Origin of the sequence: Pseudomonas sp. MYb13, from assembly GCF_002980075.1 — a bacterium.
In the GTDB taxonomy this organism is placed as follows: Bacteria; Pseudomonadota; Gammaproteobacteria; order Pseudomonadales; family Pseudomonadaceae; genus Aquipseudomonas; species Aquipseudomonas lurida.
On the sequence record NZ_PCQI01000002.1, the window covers coordinates 205,218 to 223,544 of the forward strand.

Here is an 18,327-nt window from a genome sequence, read left to right on the forward strand (position 1 = left end):
CGGGTCAGTTGCCAACCCTCTGAACCGTTAAGGCCGGTTCATCGCTGCCTGTTCTTGAAGCGATATAACTAAAGAGCGTCGGCATCCTTGCCGGTGTTGCCTGGCCTCCCTGCCATCGCTCTGATGGCGTCCTTGCCGATGTTGCGTGCCTTCCTTGTCTTCCTTGGCAGCATCCTTGCCGCCTCCACCAGGCCTTGTTGGCTGGCTTGAGATGAAGAATATGCATGTATGCATATACAGTCAATGCACAAATGCATTTATTTTGCCGATTGAAATGCATGCATGCATTTTCGGCCTTGTGGGCTGTGGGTTTGATGATTTTCGATAGGCGAAAAAAAGCCCGCACGTTGGCGGGCTTTGTCTTACTGAAGAAGGTTAACGAGCGTACATGCCCCACCAGAACACATGACCGAGGATGCTGATCTGTTCATCCTGGATATCCTGGAAGCTGTAGTCCTCATCCGGGTGCTCATCGCGGTTGAAGCTGCGAAGACGAATCCCGGAAGGCAGGCGGTAGAGCTGTTTGACGCGCAACTGGCCATTGTGATTGATGGCGTACAAGTCGCCATCGACGATATCACCAATGGCGCTTTTACCCGCATTCACACCGACCGTCGCGCCATCGCGCAGCACCGGCAACATACTGTTGCCGCGCACCGTCACGCATTTGGCCTGGTCAAACTGCACCCCGTTATGCCGCAGGCTGCGCTTGCCGAACCGCAGGCTGGCCTTCTCGCTTTCCTCGATGACGAATCTTCCTGATCCAGCAGCCAATTCAACCTCGCGCAGAAAAGGGATCGACACCTCGTCGTCATTCACGGGGGTGTCGTCGTCCCACAGGCTTATGTCCTTGAGTTCCGAATGCATCGGGTCGCGCCCGTCATCGCGCAAAGCCCCTACTGCCGCGCGCCCGCGCAAATGGTCGGTGCTGACGCGGAAGTACTCGGCGATGCGCGAGATGTGCTTGTCCGACGGATCGACGATCTTGCCGCTGAGGATCCGGGACAGTGTGGATTGAGGCACGCCGGTACGCCGGTGAAGCTCCGTGGGGGAGATCCGGTCGCGGTCCAGCAATTCTCTTAAGACGATAGAAACGTTGCGTTTTTGCATAACGCGGATAGTGACGGGAGTTTTTGGGGTTGGCAAATGCTAATTTGCATATTTAATGCATTTGCCATGCCTGCCTACCTCCCCGTTCGCAACCTGCGAACCCCCGACCTCGCGTGTTAACCTTGCCGCCATCGCAAAAAATGCTGGGCCAAGCGCCCCCTTTGCCCCATCACTTTCAACGAATTTGCCTACTACCCAATGAGTAAAAATACGTCCGATCTGTCCTCCCATACGCCGATGATGCAGCAGTACTGGCGCCTGAAAAACCAGCACCCTGATCAGTTGATGTTCTATCGCATGGGCGACTTCTACGAGATCTTCTACGAAGACGCGAAGAAGGCCGCCAAGTTGCTGGACATCACCCTGACCGCACGCGGGCAGTCGGCAGGACAGTCGATTCCTATGTGTGGGATTCCTTACCACTCGCTGGAAGGTTACCTGGTCAAGCTGGTGAAGCTGGGCGAGTCGGTGGTGATCTGCGAGCAGATCGGCGATCCGGCCACGAGCAAAGGGCCGGTGGAACGTCAGGTAGTGCGCATTATTACCCCGGGGACGGTGAGTGACGAGGCGCTGCTGGATGAGCGTCGCGACAACCTGATCGCCGCCGTGCTGGGCGATGAGCGTCTGTTCGGGCTTTCGGTACTCGATATCACCAGTGGCAACTTCACTGTGCTGGAGATCAAGGGCTGGGAGAATCTGCTGGCGGAGCTGGAGCGCATCAATCCGGTGGAGTTGCTGATTCCGGATGATTGGCCGAAAGATCTGCCAGCGGAAAAACGCCGTGGGGCTAAGCGCCGTGCGCCGTGGGATTTCGAGCGTGACTCGGCGCTGAAAAGTCTTTGCCAACAGTTCTCCGTGCAGGACCTTAAAGGCTTCGGTTGCGAAACCCTGACCCTGGCCATCGGCGCCGCCGGCTGCCTGCTGGGCTACGCCAAGGAAACCCAGCGCACTGCCCTGCCGCACTTGCGCAGCCTGCGTCATGAGCGTCTGGACGATACCGTGGTGCTCGATGGCGCCAGCCGTCGCAACCTCGAGCTGGATACCAACCTGGCCGGTGGTCGCGACAACACCCTGCAATCGGTGGTGGACCGTTGCCAGACCGCCATGGGCAGTCGCTTGCTGACCCGATGGCTGAACCGTCCGCTGCGTGACCTGGCGGTGCTGCAAGCGCGCCAGTCTTCTATTACCTGTCTGCTGGACGGCTACCGCTTTGAAAAGCTTCAGCCACAGCTGAAGGAAATCGGCGATATCGAGCGCATCCTGGCGCGGATCGGCCTGCGTAACGCACGGCCTCGTGACCTGGCGCGCCTGCGCGATGCCCTTGGCGCCCTGCCGCAGTTGCAAGCGGCGATGACCGAGTTGGATACCCCGCACCTGCAGCAACTTGCGGTCACGGCTGGCACCTACCCGGAACTGGCGGCACTGCTGGAAAAAGCCATCATCGACAACCCACCCGCAATCATTCGTGATGGGGGCGTACTCAAGACCGGTTACGACAGTGAGCTGGATGAACTGCAATCCCTGAGCGAAAACGCCGGGCAGTTCCTGATCGATCTGGAAGCCCGCGAAAAAGCCCGAACCGGACTGGCCAACTTGAAGGTCGGTTACAACCGCGTGCATGGCTACTTCATTGAGTTGCCGAGCAAACAGGCGGAGTCGGCGCCGATCGATTATCAGCGTCGTCAAACCCTCAAAGGTGCCGAGCGCTTTATCACCCCGGAACTCAAAGCGTTCGAAGACAAGGCACTGTCGGCCAAGAGCCGCGCCCTGGCTCGGGAAAAGATGCTCTATGAAAACCTGCTTGAAGACCTGATCAGCCAGTTGGCGCCGCTGCAGGACACCGCCGCCGCCCTGGCCGAACTGGATGTGCTGAGCAACCTGGCCGAACGCGCACTGAACCTTGACCTGAACTGCCCGCGCTTTGTCAGCGAGCCGTGCATGCGCATCGTGCAAGGTCGCCACCCGGTGGTAGAGCAGGTGTTGACCACGCCGTTCGTCGCCAACGACCTGTCGCTGGACGACGATACCCGCATGCTGGTCATCACCGGTCCGAACATGGGCGGTAAATCCACCTACATGCGCCAGACCGCGTTGATCGTTTTGCTGGCGCATATCGGCAGCTTTGTGCCGGCAGCCAGTTGCGAGCTGTCACTGGTGGACCGCATTTTCACCCGGATCGGTTCCAGCGATGACCTGGCCGGTGGCCGTTCGACCTTTATGGTGGAAATGAGCGAGACCGCCAACATTCTGCACAACGCCACTGAACGCAGCCTGGTGCTGATGGACGAAGTGGGCCGCGGCACCAGCACCTTCGACGGCCTGTCGCTGGCGTGGGCGGCGGCGGAGCGACTGGCGCATTTGCGCGCCTATACGCTGTTTGCCACGCACTACTTCGAGCTCACCGTGCTGCCGGAAAGCGAGCCGCTGGTCGCCAACGTGCACCTGAACGCCACCGAGCACAACGAGCGCATCGTGTTCCTGCACCACGTGCTGCCAGGGCCGGCCAGCCAGAGTTACGGCTTGGCCGTAGCCCAGTTGGCCGGTGTGCCGAACGATGTGATCACGCGCGCCCGCGAACACCTCAGCCGCCTGGAAACCACGGCCTTGCCTCACGAAACCGTGGTGGCCAGCCCGAAGAAAACCAGCAGCAAAGCCAGTGCCCCACATCAGAGTGACCTGTTCGCCAGCCTGCCCCACCCAGTGCTGGACGAGTTGGCTAAACTTGACCTGGACGACCTGACGCCTCGAAAAGCGCTCGAAATGTTATATGCACTTAAGACTCGGATATAACGCAGACGCTTGCAAGCTGGTAGACTCTCGCGCGGTTTGGGATGCTGCGGGCTTTTTAGCCTGGCCTGCAGACTATCGCTCCCAAACCTCGCGAGCCCTGCCACAAAGGGTTTCGCTGCCGCCGCCTGAGGAGAAAATTAGAAATGACCTTCGTCGTCACCGACAACTGCATCAAGTGCAAGTACACCGACTGCGTAGAAGTCTGTCCGGTGGACTGCTTCTACGAAGGCCCGAACTTCCTGGTTATCCACCCGGATGAGTGCATCGATTGCGCCCTGTGTGAACCTGAATGCCCGGCCGTTGCTATTTTCTCCGAGGACGAAGTCCCGGCAGAGATGCAGGAATTTATTCAGTTGAACGTCGAGCTGGCGGAAATCTGGCCGAATATCACTGAGCGCAAAGACCCGATGCCGGATGCAGCGGAGTGGGATGGCAAGAAAGGTAAGATTGCAGACCTCGAACGCTGATAGCGTCGCCCCCCTAAAAGGCCCCTCGCGGGCCTTTTTGCGTTTCTGAATGAAGGGTTTCACTTTTCTACAGGCAAAAAAAAGGGGCGGTATGACCCGCCCACATTTTTTCCCTAGTCCCTGTATTCCTTTTCATCATCCTGATGAATCGCATCCTGCGACGTTCCTTCTAACCATCGTTCCTTGATGGCTGTGTCAATCCGTGGACACAGGGCTGATCTTAGAGAGTTCCAAAGTAAGTTCAACAGGATCTAACCCGGCAACTGCCAGCTTTCAGCGCCAAAGAATCTATAAATAAGTGTTATTTTTCAATAAGATAGAAAATCACCCAGGAAATTTTAGGCGCTATGGGACGGAGAAAAAACCAAACACTTACGAGAAAGTAAGTGAATGCTTACACGAGCAATTGCGTAAAAGCGTAACAGGCACCCTTTCTCAATCAGCAGGCAAGAAAAAGCCCCGACACTGTCGAGGCTCCTTTACCCGCAACCGTCTCAGTCGTCGCTGACGGAAATGGTCGGCATCGCCGGGCTTGCCGCTTCCTGCAACACGATTCGCGCGCCTACGTGGCGTGCCAGTTCCTGATAGATCATGGCGATCTGGCCATCGGGCTCTGCCGCCACCGTGGGCTTGCCGCCATCGGCTTGCTCACGAATCCCCCTCGACAGCGGCAACGAGGCCAGCAGTTCGACGCCGTATTGGGTCGCCAGCTTCTCGCCCCCCCCTTCGCCAAACAAATGCTCGGCATGGCCGCAGTTGGAACAGATGTGCACCGCCATGTTCTCCACGACGCCAAGCACCGGGATGTTGACCTTGCGGAACATCTCCACGCCTTTCTTCGCATCGAGCAGCGCCAGGTCCTGAGGCGTGGTGACAATGACCGAGCCGGCCACCGGGACCTTTTGCGCCAGAGTCAGCTGGATATCACCGGTGCCTGGCGGCATGTCGATCACCAGGTAGTCCAGGTCGCCCCAGGCGGTCTGAGTGACCAGTTGCAGCAAGGCACCGGACACCATCGGCCCGCGCCAGACCATCGGCGTGTTGTCATCGGTGAGAAAGGCCATGGACATCACTTCCACGCCCAGGGATTCGATCGGCACAAACCACTTCTGGTCCTTGACCTTCGGCCGTGTACCTTCGGCGATGCCGAACATCACGCCTTGGCTCGGCCCGTAGATATCCGCGTCGAGAATACCCACGCGCGCGCCCTCGCGGGCCAGGGCCAGCGCCAGGTTGGCCGCCGTGGTGGATTTACCCACGCCGCCCTTGCCAGACGCCACGGCGACCACGTTCTTGACGTTGGCCAGGCCTGGGATCTGCGCCTGGGCCTTGTGCGGCGCGATCACGCACTGAATGTCGACCTTGGCGGAACCCACGCCGTCCAAGCCTTCGATGGCCATTTGCAGCATCTGGGCCCAGCCGCTCTTGAACAAACCGGCGGCATAGCCCAACTGCATCTGGACCGAGACCTGGTCGCCCTGGACCTCGATGGCGCGCACACAGCCGGCACTGACCGGGTCCTGGTTCAAATAAGGGTCGGTGTACTGGCGAAGAACGGCTTCCACCGCTGCGCGATTGACGGCGCTCATGGGCTACTCCCGAAAAAAGACTGACTGAAACAGGCGGCTATCCTAACCGTTCCAGCGGCGTTGCGGCATGCTTTCGCAGGTTCGCAGGATTCTGAAACAGCGCCACGGGGTGAAATATATTTCCCGGCGCTTTATAGTGGCCGACCTCCGTTTCATCAAGTAGCCGAGCCCCATGTCCGAGCCACGCAAGATCCTCGTCACCAGCGCCCTGCCCTATGCCAATGGTTCCATCCATCTTGGCCATATGCTTGAGTACATCCAGACCGATATGTGGGTGCGCTTCCAGAAGCATCGCGGCAATCAATGCATTTATGTCTGCGCGGACGACGCCCACGGTTCGGCCATCATGTTGCGCGCCGAAAAGGAAGGCATCACCCCGGAACAACTGATCGCCAACGTGCAGGCTGAACACAGCGCCGACTTTGCCGAGTTCCTGGTGGATTTCGACAATTTCCACTCGACGCACTCCGACGAAAACCGCGAGCTGTCGAGCCAGATCTACCTGCGGTTGAAGGATGCCGGGCACATCGACCAGCGTTCGGTCACCCAGTATTTCGACCCGGAAAAGAAAATGTTCCTGGCCGACCGCTTCATCAAAGGCACCTGCCCGAAATGCGGCACCGAAGACCAGTACGGCGACAACTGCGAGAAATGCGGTGCGACCTATGCGCCAACTGACCTGAAGGATCCGAAGTCGGCGATCTCTGGCGCTACCCCGGTGCTCAAGGATTCCCAACACTTCTTCTTCAAGCTCCCGGACTTCCAGCAGATGCTGCAAACCTGGACGCGCAGCGGCACCCTGCAGGACGCCGTGGCCAACAAACTGTCCGAATGGCTCGACAGCGGCCTGCAGCAGTGGGACATCTCCCGCGATGCGCCGTACTTCGGCTTCGAGATCCCGGGCGAGCCAGGCAAGTACTTCTATGTATGGCTGGATGCGCCGATCGGTTACATGGCCAGCTTCAAGAACCTGTGCGACCGCACGCCGGCGCTGGACTTCGATACGTTCTGGGGCAAGGATTCCACCGCCGAGCTGTACCACTTCATCGGCAAGGACATCGTCAATTTCCACGCCCTGTTCTGGCCGGCGATGCTCGAAGGTTCGGGCTACCGCAAGCCAACCGGCATCGCCGTGCACGGCTACCTGACGGTCAACGGCCAGAAGATGTCCAAGTCCCGTGGCACCTTCATCAAGGCGCGCACCTACCTAGACCACCTGTCGCCGGAATACCTGCGCTACTACTACGCCTCCAAGCTGGGCCGTGGCGTCGATGACCTGGACCTGAACCTGGAAGACTTCGTGCAGAAGGTCAACTCGGACCTGGTCGGTAAAGTCGTCAACATCGCCAGCCGTTGCGCCGGGTTTATCCACAAAGGTAACGCCGGCCTGCTGGTGGCCGAGAACGCCGCGCCAGAACTGACCGACGCCTTCCTGGCCGCCGCGCCAAGCATCGCCGACGCCTACGAAGCCCGTGACTTCGCCCGCGCCATGCGCGAGATCATGGGCCTGGCCGATCGCGCCAACGCCTGGATCGCCGACAAGGCACCGTGGTCGCTGAACAAGCAGGAAGGCAAACAGGCGGAAGTCCAGGCGATCTGCGCCACGGGCATCAATCTGTTCCGCCAACTGGTGATCTTCCTCAAGCCGGTGCTGCCGCTGCTGGCCGCCGATGCCGAGGCGTTCCTTAACGTGGCACCACTGACCTGGAACGACCACGCCACCCTGCTCAGCAACCATCAGTTGAACGAGTTCAAGCCGCTGATGACCCGAATCGATCCAGTGAAAGTCCAGGCCATGACCGACGCTTCGAAAGAAGACCTGGTCGCCAGCCAGACCGACACCGGCGAATCGGCACCGGCCGGTAACGGCGAGCTGGCCAAGGACCCGATTTCCCCGGAAATCGAGTTTGACGCCTTTGCTGCCGTGGACCTGCGTGTCGCGCTGATCATCAAGGCCGAAGCCGTTGAGGGCGCAGACAAGTTGCTGCGACTGACCCTGGACCTCGGGGGCGAGCAACGCAACGTGTTCTCCGGGATCAAGAGCGCGTATCCGGACCCATCCAAGCTCGATGGCCGCCTGACCATGATGATCGCCAACCTCAAGCCACGGAAAATGAAATTCGGTATATCCGAAGGCATGGTGATGGCGGCCGGCCCTGGTGGCGAAGAGATCTACCTGCTGAGCCCTGACAGCGGCGCCAAGCCGGGTCAACGCATCAAGTAAGCCCCTGCGAGGTCTATGCTTGCGGTAAGCCCGCCCGCTGCGGTGAGCGGGCTTGTCGTGGCGAGCCCACTCGCCACCGCGGGCGGGCTCACCACAACGAACCCTGTTTGTTCAACCGGCATGCCAATGATCACCCCATGAATTTGATTCAACGCATCGACGCGCTGCTGCCGCAGACCCAATGCGGCAAGTGCGGGCACCCGGGCTGCAAGCCTTACGCCGAGGGCATCGCACGTGGCGAGGCGATCAACAAGTGCCCGCCCGGAGGGCAGGAAACCATCGCTGGCCTTGCGCAGTTGCTGAGCGTGCCCGTGCTGGACCTGGACACCCGCCGCGGGGAGGCGCCAGCCCAGGTTGCGTATATTCGCGAGGCCGAGTGCATTGGCTGCACCAAGTGCATCCAGGCCTGCCCGGTCGACGCCATTGTCGGCGCCGCCAAGCTGATGCACACCGTCATTATTGATGAGTGCACCGGTTGCGACCTGTGCGTCGCGCCCTGCCCTGTCGATTGCATCGAGATGCGCCCAACGACCAACGTGCTGCCGATCGTGGGCGGCCTGGCGACCAATGATCAACAGCGCCATGAACGCAGCTTGAAACGCGACCGGGCGCGGCGGCGTTTTGAGCAACGCAATGCGCGCCTGCAACGGGAAGAAGCAGACAAACTCGCCGAACGCCTGGCACGGGCCAAGCGCTCGACGCCCGCGTTGCCCATGCAGAACAACGCCGCTCAGGCGGCCCGAGATGCAGCGATCAAGAAGGCCAAAATCACGGTTGCCATGAGTCGTGCCCAATTGCACAAGTCTCTGAAGGCGTTCGGCCACCCGCCGACCTTCGAGCAGCAGTCGCAGTTGATCGTCCTGCAGCAGCAGTTCGAAGCAGCGGAGCAGGCACTCACGGCCCTGGAAGCCACCGCTCCAACCGACGTGCCCACGCAAAAAGACCCCGCACTCAAGCGCGCGAAAATCCAGTTGGCCATGCGGCGCGCCGACTTGAAAAAAGCTCAGGACCTGCAGGCTGACGAGCAGCAACTGGCCGCCTTGAGCGCTGCGCTGTCCAGCGCGGAGCAAGCCTTGCATGATGCCGAAGCTGACAGCGAGCAGCCCAGGCCAGATCTGCAGCGCGTAGAAAAACGCCCCATCGACGCCGGACTGCGTCAGCTGAAAACTGCACTGGCCTACGCCCGGGCCGACGTCAGCAAATTACAACGCCAAACGGACGCCAGTACGGACCAATTGAAAGCCGCACAACATAAGCTGGAGGAGGCGCAGCGCCAGGTGGACGTCTACACCGGCGCTTGACCCACCGCAGCCGCCGCCACTTGGACTGCAGGTGCACGCTGCCGACCACCGAGGCGATGGTTTATCCTGCCCGGATTATTGCTCGCCGAATCCCAAGCCTGGATTCACTGCTCACCCTTACGTCGACCGCTTGCAAGGAACCCTCCGCCCCATGAACGCCGCAAAACGCCTGGAAATTTTCCGCAGGCTTCACGAAGACAATCCGGAACCCAAGACCGAACTGGCCTACACCACGCCGTTCGAGTTGCTGATTGCGGTGATCCTGTCGGCCCAATCCACGGATGTCGGCGTCAACAAGGCTACCGCCAAGCTGTATCCGGTGGCGAACACACCGGAGGCGATCTATGCGCTGGGTGTCGAGGGTTTGTCGGAGTACATCAAGACCATCGGCCTGTACAACAGCAAGGCCAAGAACGTTATCGAGACTTGCCGCCTACTGGTGGAACTGCACGGTAGTGAAGTGCCACAAACCCGCGAAGCCCTGGAAGCCCTACCAGGCGTTGGCCGCAAGACCGCCAACGTGGTGCTCAACACCGCATTCCGTCAACTGACCATGGCCGTCGACACCCACATATTCCGAGTGAGTAACCGCACCGGCATTGCCCGTGGCAAGAACGTGGTGGAGGTAGAAAAGCAGCTGATGAAGTTCGTGCCCAAGCCGTATTTGCTGGATTCCCACCACTGGCTGATTCTGCACGGACGCTACGTTTGCCAGGCCCGCAAGCCACGCTGCGGCAGCTGTCGCATCGAAGACCTGTGCGAATACAAGGACAAAACGTCGGACGATTGAGGAATCATTGGTTTTTTTGATCAGCCGATTGAAAAAATCTTTTTTACCCGATCATGGATTATCGTTATAAGGAGCGCCAACGGCAGTCTTAGCCCGGAGTGAACCTTATGAGCACTGGCAAAGAACAACTGGAAGTGGAAGACGACCTCGTTGAGTCGGATGACGATGGGATTGAGGCACCCGTGGCAGAGGTTGCGAAGACCAATTTGAGCAAACGCCGCACTATCGACAATCTTCTGGAAGAACGACGCTTGCAAAAACAACTGGCCGATTACGACTTCGATCTCTGATCGAAGACTCGACGGCCGGAAGCCTCCCTCACGGAGGCTTTTTTCTGCCGGTTACCGGGGCAATGCGCGGTGCGGGGCCCTCCTCTACACCAGGCCGTTGCGCTGGGCCAGTTCAATCAGGTCTACGAGCGAGCGGGCATTGAGCTTGAGCAGCAAACGCGTCTTGTAAGTACTGACGGTCTTGTTGCTGAGGAACATGCCGTCGGCAATCTCCTTGTTGGTCCTGCCCCGGGCCAACTGCTGCAACACCATCATTTCCCGGCCTGACAGACGCTCGACCATGTCGGCCTCACTGGCATTGCCCATGGTGGAGCGCACCGAGTTGAGCGCCTGGTTCGGGAAATAGCTGTAGCCCGACAAGACCGCCTTGATCGCGCTCAGCAACTCGGTCAGGTCCTGTTGCTTGCACACGTAGCCGGCAGCGCCCGCCTGCATGCAGCGCATGGAAAAATGACCCGGCGCCTGGGACGTCAGCACCAGCACCTTGAACGGCGCGAGCTGTTTGGTAGAAGACAGCCGGCAAATAACTTCCAGCCCATCAAGTTTGGGAATCCCAATATCCAGTATGACAATGTCCGGCATATGCTCCCGTGCAAGTTGCAACGCATCGACACCGTTATCGGTCTCGGCAACGACCTCATAACCATGACGTTCCATTAGCATACGCACAGCAAGACGAATGACGGGATGATCATCCACGATCAGCACTTTATTCATGAGAAAGTCCAATTTCGCTGTTCGAATTATTTAGAGCAAGCACAATAGCCTAGTCGTTTCATAGTTGGCATAGCGTTCCCCCCCAAGCAACAGCAAGCAGAGACCCACCCCACAGCGATAAAGGAATTTCCCTACAAAAAAACGCTATCTCGGTCGCATCCGATTTTATGGAGCCTTTCAGACCTTTCCGGGGACTTACATATTTTGAGTGAAATATCCGTGCGCCAAGAGGGGCTGGGTAAACGTGCCTGACGCAACTGTCAGGAAACGCCCCTTGCCTCTTGCCGGCGAACAAGAAACACGACGAGAAGAGTCCGGCTGTTTTAGTTCCATTCAACATATTCATTTACATCCTTAATTCCTACAGACCGTTCAGCGTTTTATATCCCCGCTGTACTTCCATGAGTGAATTATCTGTAAGACTAGTTCCTACACAGGTGTAAAAAATTCATTCCTCTCCAAACTTCCAACCAGTCAATCAAGGCCGTCGCTTGAGAAACTGTTGCGGTGAAAAGCATCAATTCATGTTTAACCGCTATAAACATCGCAGCGCTTTGTAAAACCACAGGCAAAAAAAATGGCCCCTTGTACAAGGGGCCACTCTTCGTAACAGGTTGAGACTTAGAACAACGAACGACCTTTGTTGGCCGCAATGCGCATGCGCAATGCGTTCAACTTGATGAAGCCCGCTGCGTCTGCCTGGTTGTAGGCGCCGCCGTCTTCTTCGAAGGTGGCGATGTTTGCGTCGAACAGCGAATCATCGGACTTGCGACCGGTAACGATCACATTGCCCTTGTACAGCTTCAGGCGCACAACACCGTTCACGTGGGCTTGGGAAGCGTCGATCATCTGTTGCAGCATCAGACGCTCAGGGCTCCACCAGTAGCCGGTGTAGATCAGGCTGGCGTACTTGGGCATCAGCTCGTCTTTGAGGTGAGCCACTTCGCGGTCCAGGGTGATGGACTCGATCGCGCGGTGGGCGCGCAGCATGATGGTGCCACCTGGGGTTTCGTAGCAGCCACGGGACTTCATGCCCACGTAACGGTTCTCGACGATATCGAGACGGCCGATACCGTGCTCGCCACCGATACGGTTGAGGGTCGCCAGTACGGTGGCTGGGGTCATTTCGACGCCGTCCAGCGCGACGATGTCGCCGTTGCGGTAGGTCAGCTCCAGGTATTGCGGTTTGTCTGGGGCGTTCTCCGGGGAGACGGTCCAGCGCCACATGTCCTCTTCGTGCTCGGTCCAGGTGTCTTCCAGCACGCCGCCTTCATAGGAGATGTGCAGCAGGTTGGCGTCCATCGAGTACGGGGACTTTTTCTTGCCGTGACGCTCGATCGGGATGGCGTGCTTTTCAGCGTAATCCATCAGCTTCTCACGGGACAGCAGGTCCCACTCACGCCAAGGAGCGATCACTTTCACGCCTGGCTTGAGCGCGTAGGCGCCCAGTTCGAAACGCACCTGGTCGTTGCCCTTGCCGGTAGCACCATGGGAAATGGCGTCGGCGCCGGTTTCGTTGGCGATTTCGATCAGGCGCTTGGCGATCAGCGGGCGTGCGATGGAGGTACCCAGCAGGTACTCGCCTTCGTAGACGGTGTTGGCGCGAAACATCGGGAAAACGAAATCGCGGACGAACTCTTCGCGCAGGTCGTCAATGTAGATCTCTTTCACGCCCATGGCTTGCGCCTTGGCACGTGCAGGTTCGACCTCTTCGCCCTGACCCAGGTCAGCGGTGAAGGTCACCACTTCACAGTTATAAGTATCCTGCAGCCACTTGAGGATCACCGAAGTGTCCAGGCCGCCGGAATACGCGAGAACGACCTTGTTTACGTCGGCCATGCCATCACTCCACGGGGTTGTACGGAAAGGCGTCGATTCTACCGACCAAAACCGCGAATTTACAGAGGCGCGACAGCAAATGAAGATAAAGCGACAGATTATGTCGAACGGGCGACCGATAGCCGCACCTCAGGGCAGCAATTTATGAAGTATGTGCTGGGTTACTCGGGCCAGTGGCTGTGGGCGCTGGTTTCTCGGGGGCTGCCACGCGTTCAAGCTGGATATTCACGCGCCGATTGCGTGCCCGGTTGGCCGCATTGGTGTTGGGCGCCAGTGGGTAACTTTCGCCATGGAAACGCAGGGTGATCTGCGATTCCTGGATGCCATTGGCCTTCAAATAGTCCATGACTGCCAAGCCACGACGGCGCGAGACGTCGCGGTTGGTCAGGCGGTTGCCACTGTTGTCCGAATGGCCGTTCAACTCGATATGGTTGACGGTGGGGTCGGCTTTCATGAACGCGAGGATTACGTCGAGTTTCTTCTTGGCCGCCGCATCCAGCTCGATTCCGCCACCGGGGAACCCGACTTCGGTCTGCTTGACCTGGTCGTAATTCATCGGCAACAGCTTGGTGGTGCAGAGTTGGTAGTCGTTATAGGCCTTGTTGAATTTGACCGGCAACAAGCGGATTTCCGAGTAGCCGCCCTCACGCCCGTAGTGGCGGACCGTCGGGCTACGCCCTTCCAGCAGCCCGGTGAAGAGGCGCCCGGCCTGGGCCTGGGAGCTGTTGAACAAGACGTCGCCACTGCCGGCACGCACCGCGCCGAGGTTGATATCACCGCGCCCAGGCTGCCAAGGGGCCGCGGCGGCCAGCAACGTGGCCGAGCCCGCGCCCAGCGAGCCGTTATAGGCTTTGAGGCGAAACGTCGCCTGCTCACCGGCCCGGCGCACGAACTCACCCGAACCGAAGTCGGTGATCGGTTGGGTCAAGCGGCACTCGAACTGGTCGCCCTCTACCTTCCACTCAATATTCTCCAGACGTGTCTGGAACGTGAGGGCCATCGCAGGCAGGCTGGCAAACACACTGAGCAGGGCTAGATAATGCTGGCGCACGGGAGGCTCCACTGGTTTCTACAACACTTCAAGGCGTCATACATCGATAAGGCATACGAAAGGCTATCGGTTGCATCCTGCAAAACTTGATAGCGAGTGCCTGCAAGAGTCTTTTCCGGTAGCATTCCCACCAGATTGACCCGCCTGGAATCCCCAATGTCCGACCGCCTGACCCTGCTGCGTCCCGACGACTGGCATATTCATCTTCGCGATGGTGCTGCGTTACCCCACACCGTGGCCGATGTAGCGCGCACGTTTGGCCGCGCCATCATCATGCCTAACCTGGTACCTCCGGTGCGTAACGCCGAGCAAGCCGACGCCTACCGCCAGCGTATCCTCGCTGCACGGCCGGCCGGCAGCCGCTTCGAACCGCTGATGGTGCTGTACCTCACTGACCGCACCCCGCCCGAAGAAATTCGTGAGGCCAAGGCCAGCGGTTTCGTGCACGCCGCCAAGCTGTACCCGGCCGGCGCGACCACCAACTCCGATTCCGGCGTGACCAGTATCGACAAGATCCTGCCAGCCATCGAAGCCATGGCGGAAGTCGGCATGCCGCTGCTGATCCACGGTGAAGTCACCCGTGGCGATGTGGACGTGTTCGATCGCGAGAAGATCTTCATCGACGAGCATATGCGCCGTGTAGTCGAGCTGTTCCCGACCCTCAAGGTCGTGTTCGAGCACATCACTACCGCCGATGCCGTGCAATTCGTCACCGAGGCCTCGGCCAACGTCGGCGCAACCATTACGGCACATCACCTGCTGTACAACCGCAATCACATGCTGGTGGGCGGGATTCGGCCGCACTTCTATTGCTTGCCGATCCTCAAGCGCAATACCCACCAGGTGGCCTTGCTGGATGCCGCCACCAGCGGCAATCCAAAGTTCTTCCTCGGCACCGACTCCGCCCCACACGCCCAGCATGCAAAAGAAGCCGCGTGCGGTTGTGCCGGTTGCTACACCGCCTATGCCGCGATCGAGTTGTACGCCGAAGCGTTCGAACAGCGCAACGCCCTGGATAAGCTCGAAGGGTTCGCCAGCCTCAATGGTCCGCGATTCTACGGCCTGCCGGCGAATACCGACCGCATCACCCTGGTCCGTGAAGACTGGACCGCCCCTGCCAGCCTGCCGTTTGGCGAGCTGACTGTTATCCCGCTGCGCGCCGGTGAAACACTGCGCTGGCGCCTGCTGGAGGAAAGCAAGTGAGTGAAGACCATTACGATGACGAACACGAGCACAGTGGTGGCGGTTCCCGTCACCCGATGGCCGAGCGGTTCCGCGGCTATCTGCCGGTTGTCATCGACGTAGAAACCGGTGGTTTCAACTGCGCCACCGACGCGCTGCTGGAAATCGCCGCGACCACCATCGGCATGGACGAACAGGGTTTCGTGTTCCCGGAACACACCCACTTCTTCCGCGTCGAGCCGTTCGAAGGCGCCAACATCGAAGCCGCAGCCTTGGAGTTCACCGGGATCAAGCTCGATCATCCACTGCGCATGGCGGTGAGTGAAGAAGCGGCGCTGACCGATATCTTCCGTGGCGTGCGCAAGGCGCTGAAGGCCAATGGCTGCAAGCGCGCGATCCTGGTCGGCCATAACAGCAGCTTCGACCTGGGCTTCCTGAATGCTGCCGTGGCGCGCCTGGACATGAAGCGCAACCCGTTTCACCCGTTCTCCAGCTTCGACACCGCGACCCTCGCTGGCCTTGCTTACGGTCAGACCGTGCTGGCGAAAGCCTGCCAGGCAGCCGGCATCGACTTTGACGGGCGTGAGGCCCACTCGGCCCGCTATGACACCGAGAAGACTGCCGAGCTGTTCTGCGGCATCGTCAACCGCTGGAAGCAGATGGGCGGCTGGGAAGACTTCAACGACTGACGTTGAATCCCGCGCATAAAAAAACCGGCCTTCACAGGCCGGTTTTTTTTACCTCGATTCTGGCCTACAGCTTGCCAGCGTTCTCGGTCAGGTAAGCCGCAACGCCTTCTGGCGAAGCGTTCATGCCTTTGTCGCCTTTTTTCCAGTTGGCAGGGCAGACTTCGCCGTGCTCTTCGTGGAATTGCAGGGCGTCAACCAGGCGGATCAGCTCTTCCATGTTACGACCCAGTGGCAGGTCGTTGATGATCTGCGAGCGAACCACGCCTTTGTCGTCGATCAGGAATGCGCCACGGAAAGCCACGCCGCCTTCGGATTCAACGTCGTAGGCCTTGGCGATGTCGTGCTTCATGTCGGCAGCCATGGTGTATTTGACTTTGCCGATGCCGCCATCGTTGATGGCAGTGTTGCGCCAGGCGTTGTGGGTGAAATGGGAGTCGATGGAAACAGCGACCACTTCAACGTTGCGCGCCTTGAAATCGTCCATGCGGTGGTCCAGGGCAATCAGCTCGGACGGGCAGACGAAGGTGAAGTCCAGCGGGTAGAAGAATACCAGGCCGTATTTGCCTTTGATGGCTTCAGACAGTTTGAAGCTGTCAACGATTTCGCCATTGCCGAGGACGGCTGGGACGTCGAAATCCGGGGCTTGTTTGCCGACGAGTACGCTCATTGGATATCTCCTGATGTGAGGGTGACGATTGAAGTAAAAGGACCGGCCTTGAGTCTGCCGCATTCAAGCGACAGCCCTGTGACGCGGTCACGCTTCGTGAAGACCAACCATCATACACTGAAAAAACCGTTCGTCAGTGCGGGCGCGATACCAGCAGATACCCTGCGAATCTACTTTGACAATCATTCTCGTTAACATTAAGATCCATCGCACTTAAGCCTTAAACCCGCGACGGTTCTCCCTTATGTATGTGTGCCTCTGTACTGGCGTCACCGACGGACAAATCCGCGAAGCAATCTATGAAGGTTGCTGCAGCTACAAGGAAGTACGTGAAACCACCGGCGTTGCCAGCCAGTGCGGTAAATGTGCTTGCCTCGCCAAGCAAGTGGTACGGGAAACCCTGACGCAGCTGCAGACAGCCCAGGCCGCGCTCCCCTATTCAGCAGAATTTACACACGCCTGATTGGGAGTGTTTTAAAGAACCGGACTTAGTGTCCGGTTTTTTTATGCCCGTAATTCAATTAGTTAGCGTCAAGACGCGGAACACAAACATTCTTATTCCGATTAATTTTCATTTATTATTCAATAACTTAGGTTTGACACTAAGGAGTTCGCCGCTCAAACTCCGCCCTATACACAGCTATTACAGGGCAGGACCCCAGTCATGAAAGGCGACATCTCAGTCATCCAGCAACTCAACAAAATCCTTGCCAATGAACTGGTCGCGATCAATCAGTACTTCCTGCATGCACGCATGTATGACGATTGGGGCCTGGAAAAGCTGGGCAAGCGTGAATACAAAGAATCCATCAAGGCCATGAAGGACGCTGACGCGCTGATCAAGCGCATCCTGTTCCTGGAAGGCCTGCCGAATGTGCAGGACCTGGGCAAGCTGAACATCGGCGAGCACACCCAGGAAATGCTCGGCAGCGACCTGGGTTTCGAGCGCAAGAGCCACAGCGACCTCAAGGCCGCCATCGCTCACTGCGAAACCAAGGGCGACTTCGGCAGCCGTGAACTGCTGGAGGACATCCTGGAAGACCAGGAGGAACATATCGACTGGCTGGAAACCCAACTGGGCCTGATCGACAAAGTCAGCCTGGAAAACTACCTGCAATCGCAGATGGGCGAATAAGCCCTCAGCGCGCAGGTACAAAAAAGCCCCGCTCTCTCACGAGAAGCGGGGCTTTTTATTGACCGCGTATTAGAGGAGCCGGCTCGCCGGCCCCTGCAACAATCAAGCGTCGGTCTTGGCGGCAGCGTTGGCGGCTGCTTCTTTGATCAACGTTTGCAGCGAACCATCAGCCGCCATCTCAACGATGATGTCGCTACCGCCGACCAGCTCACCGGCTACCCACAGTTGTGGGAAGGTAGGCCAGTTGGCGTACTTCGGCAGGTTGGCACGGATTTCAGGGTTTTGCAGGATATCCACGTAAGCGAATTTTTCGCCACACGCCATGATGGCCTGGGAAGCCTTCGCGGAGAAACCGCACTGAGGAGCGTTTGGCGCGCCCTTCATGTAAAGCAGAATGGTGTTGTTGGCAATCTGCTCTTTGATCGTTTCGATGATATCCATGGAACACCTCGGCTGGAACTTTGCGACTCACAGGTCGGCACGGTG

17 protein-coding genes are annotated in these 18,327 nt (G+C 58.6%); 10 read left to right on the top strand and 7 right to left on the bottom strand.

The features are described 5' to 3' along the window. Nucleotides 1-375: 375 nt before the first annotated feature. Complete coding sequence (locus CQ002_RS04480; RefSeq protein ID WP_080758221.1) at nt 376-1,110, bottom strand: XRE family transcriptional regulator; 735 nt, start codon at nt 1,108-1,110, stop codon at nt 376-378. Between the two features lie 198 nt (nt 1,111-1,308). Here CQ002_RS04480 and mutS point away from each other — a divergent pair, with 198 nt between their 5' ends. Beyond that, entirely contained in the window at nt 1,309-3,900 is a 2,592-nt protein-coding gene (gene mutS, locus CQ002_RS04485) for a DNA mismatch repair protein MutS (protein ID WP_034102418.1), read from the top strand. A gap of 143 nt (nt 3,901-4,043) precedes the next feature. Next, the gene (gene fdxA, locus CQ002_RS04490; RefSeq protein ID WP_003208688.1) at nt 4,044-4,367 is read left to right on the top strand and encodes a ferredoxin FdxA; all 324 of its coding nucleotides are present in this window, start codon (nt 4,044-4,046) and stop codon (nt 4,365-4,367) included. A gap of 494 nt (nt 4,368-4,861) precedes the next feature. Here fdxA and apbC read toward each other — a convergent pair whose 3' ends face one another. Next, nucleotides 4,862-5,956, bottom strand: a complete 1,095-nt coding sequence (gene apbC, locus CQ002_RS04495; RefSeq protein ID WP_034102417.1) for an iron-sulfur cluster carrier protein ApbC — start codon at nt 5,954-5,956, stop codon at nt 4,862-4,864. 172 nt (nt 5,957-6,128) lie between these two features. Here apbC and metG point away from each other — a divergent pair, with 172 nt between their 5' ends. The 4 genes from metG (at nt 6,129) to CQ002_RS04515 (ending at nt 10,561) form a co-directional block, all read left to right on the top strand. Next, nucleotides 6,129-8,180, top strand: coding sequence for a methionine--tRNA ligase (metG, locus tag CQ002_RS04500; RefSeq protein ID WP_105161724.1), 2,052 nt, complete (start codon nt 6,129-6,131; stop codon nt 8,178-8,180). Between the two features lie 137 nt (nt 8,181-8,317). Next, nucleotides 8,318-9,481 (top strand): electron transport complex subunit RsxB, encoded by a 1,164-nt coding sequence (gene rsxB, locus CQ002_RS04505; protein ID WP_105161723.1) that lies wholly within the window; start codon nt 8,318-8,320, stop codon nt 9,479-9,481. A 151-nt stretch (nt 9,482-9,632) separates the two neighbouring features. Continuing rightward, the gene (gene nth / locus CQ002_RS04510; protein WP_038847851.1) at nt 9,633-10,271 is read left to right on the top strand and encodes an endonuclease III; all 639 of its coding nucleotides are present in this window, start codon (nt 9,633-9,635) and stop codon (nt 10,269-10,271) included. 107 nt (nt 10,272-10,378) lie between these two features. After that, the gene (locus tag CQ002_RS04515) at nt 10,379-10,561 is read left to right on the top strand and encodes a PA3496 family putative envelope integrity protein (protein ID WP_034102413.1); all 183 of its coding nucleotides are present in this window, start codon (nt 10,379-10,381) and stop codon (nt 10,559-10,561) included. A gap of 84 nt (nt 10,562-10,645) precedes the next feature. Here CQ002_RS04515 and CQ002_RS04520 read toward each other — a convergent pair whose 3' ends face one another. The 3 genes from CQ002_RS04520 to CQ002_RS04530 all read right to left on the bottom strand — a co-directional run bounded on the left by CQ002_RS04520 (nt 10,646) and on the right by CQ002_RS04530 (nt 14,168). Beyond that, nucleotides 10,646-11,278, bottom strand: a complete 633-nt coding sequence (locus CQ002_RS04520; protein ID WP_034102412.1) for a response regulator transcription factor — start codon at nt 11,276-11,278, stop codon at nt 10,646-10,648. Nucleotides 11,279-11,899: 621 nt separating this feature from the next. Then, entirely contained in the window at nt 11,900-13,117 is a 1,218-nt protein-coding gene (locus CQ002_RS04525; RefSeq protein WP_034102411.1) for an argininosuccinate synthase, read from the bottom strand. A 142-nt stretch (nt 13,118-13,259) separates the two neighbouring features. Next, nucleotides 13,260-14,168: an OmpA family protein gene (locus CQ002_RS04530; protein WP_034102410.1), complete on the bottom strand. Its 909-nt coding sequence runs from the start codon at nt 14,166-14,168 to the stop codon at nt 13,260-13,262. A gap of 156 nt (nt 14,169-14,324) precedes the next feature. On the opposite strand from CQ002_RS04530, the gene pyrC reads away from it, so the two are divergent. After that, entirely contained in the window at nt 14,325-15,371 is a 1,047-nt protein-coding gene (gene pyrC, locus CQ002_RS04535) for a dihydroorotase (protein ID WP_105161722.1), read from the top strand. Further along, nucleotides 15,368-16,039 (top strand): ribonuclease T, encoded by a 672-nt coding sequence (gene rnt, locus CQ002_RS04540; protein ID WP_010564138.1) that lies wholly within the window; start codon nt 15,368-15,370, stop codon nt 16,037-16,039. Before pyrC ends, rnt begins: the two co-directional genes overlap by 4 nt. A 64-nt stretch (nt 16,040-16,103) precedes the next feature. Here rnt and CQ002_RS04545 read toward each other — a convergent pair whose 3' ends face one another. Next, nucleotides 16,104-16,706, bottom strand: a complete 603-nt coding sequence (locus CQ002_RS04545; RefSeq protein WP_003172097.1) for a peroxiredoxin — start codon at nt 16,704-16,706, stop codon at nt 16,104-16,106. 244 nt (nt 16,707-16,950) lie between these two features. Between CQ002_RS04545 and CQ002_RS04550 the strand changes: the two genes are divergently transcribed. Both CQ002_RS04550 and bfr read left to right on the top strand, forming a co-directional pair. After that, nucleotides 16,951-17,169, top strand: a complete 219-nt coding sequence (locus CQ002_RS04550; RefSeq protein ID WP_010564137.1) for a bacterioferritin-associated ferredoxin — start codon at nt 16,951-16,953, stop codon at nt 17,167-17,169. Between the two features lie 201 nt (nt 17,170-17,370). Then, complete coding sequence (gene bfr, locus CQ002_RS04555; RefSeq protein ID WP_010212744.1) at nt 17,371-17,841, top strand: bacterioferritin; 471 nt, start codon at nt 17,371-17,373, stop codon at nt 17,839-17,841. A 102-nt stretch (nt 17,842-17,943) separates the two neighbouring features. Here the strand turns inward: bfr and grxD are convergent, their stop codons facing one another. Beyond that, nucleotides 17,944-18,282, bottom strand: coding sequence for a Grx4 family monothiol glutaredoxin (gene grxD / locus CQ002_RS04560; RefSeq protein ID WP_016970749.1), 339 nt, complete (start codon nt 18,280-18,282; stop codon nt 17,944-17,946). Between the last annotated feature and the right edge of the window lie 45 nt (nt 18,283-18,327).

Bases quoted from the DNA above. Each gene is read 5' to 3' on its own strand.
- CQ002_RS04480 (WP_080758221.1), bottom strand. From the start codon at position 1,110: ATGCAAAAACGCAACGTTTCTATCGTCTTAAGAGAATTGCTGGACCGC.
- mutS (WP_034102418.1), top strand. From the start codon at position 1,309: ATGAGTAAAAATACGTCCGATCTGTCCTCCCATACGCCGATGATGCAG.
- fdxA (WP_003208688.1), top strand. From the start codon at position 4,044: ATGACCTTCGTCGTCACCGACAACTGCATCAAGTGCAAGTACACCGAC.
- apbC (WP_034102417.1), bottom strand. From the start codon at position 5,956: ATGAGCGCCGTCAATCGCGCAGCGGTGGAAGCCGTTCTTCGCCAGTAC.
- metG (WP_105161724.1), top strand. From the start codon at position 6,129: ATGTCCGAGCCACGCAAGATCCTCGTCACCAGCGCCCTGCCCTATGCC.
- rsxB (WP_105161723.1), top strand. From the start codon at position 8,318: ATGAATTTGATTCAACGCATCGACGCGCTGCTGCCGCAGACCCAATGC.
- nth (WP_038847851.1), top strand. From the start codon at position 9,633: ATGAACGCCGCAAAACGCCTGGAAATTTTCCGCAGGCTTCACGAAGAC.
- CQ002_RS04515 (WP_034102413.1), top strand. From the start codon at position 10,379: ATGAGCACTGGCAAAGAACAACTGGAAGTGGAAGACGACCTCGTTGAG.
- CQ002_RS04520 (WP_034102412.1), bottom strand. From the start codon at position 11,278: ATGAATAAAGTGCTGATCGTGGATGATCATCCCGTCATTCGTCTTGCT.
- CQ002_RS04525 (WP_034102411.1), bottom strand. From the start codon at position 13,117: ATGGCCGACGTAAACAAGGTCGTTCTCGCGTATTCCGGCGGCCTGGAC.
- pyrC (WP_105161722.1), top strand. From the start codon at position 14,325: ATGTCCGACCGCCTGACCCTGCTGCGTCCCGACGACTGGCATATTCAT.
- CQ002_RS04545 (WP_003172097.1), bottom strand. From the start codon at position 16,706: ATGAGCGTACTCGTCGGCAAACAAGCCCCGGATTTCGACGTCCCAGCC.
- CQ002_RS04550 (WP_010564137.1), top strand. From the start codon at position 16,951: ATGTATGTGTGCCTCTGTACTGGCGTCACCGACGGACAAATCCGCGAA.
- bfr (WP_010212744.1), top strand. From the start codon at position 17,371: ATGAAAGGCGACATCTCAGTCATCCAGCAACTCAACAAAATCCTTGCC.
- grxD (WP_016970749.1), bottom strand. From the start codon at position 18,282: ATGGATATCATCGAAACGATCAAAGAGCAGATTGCCAACAACACCATT.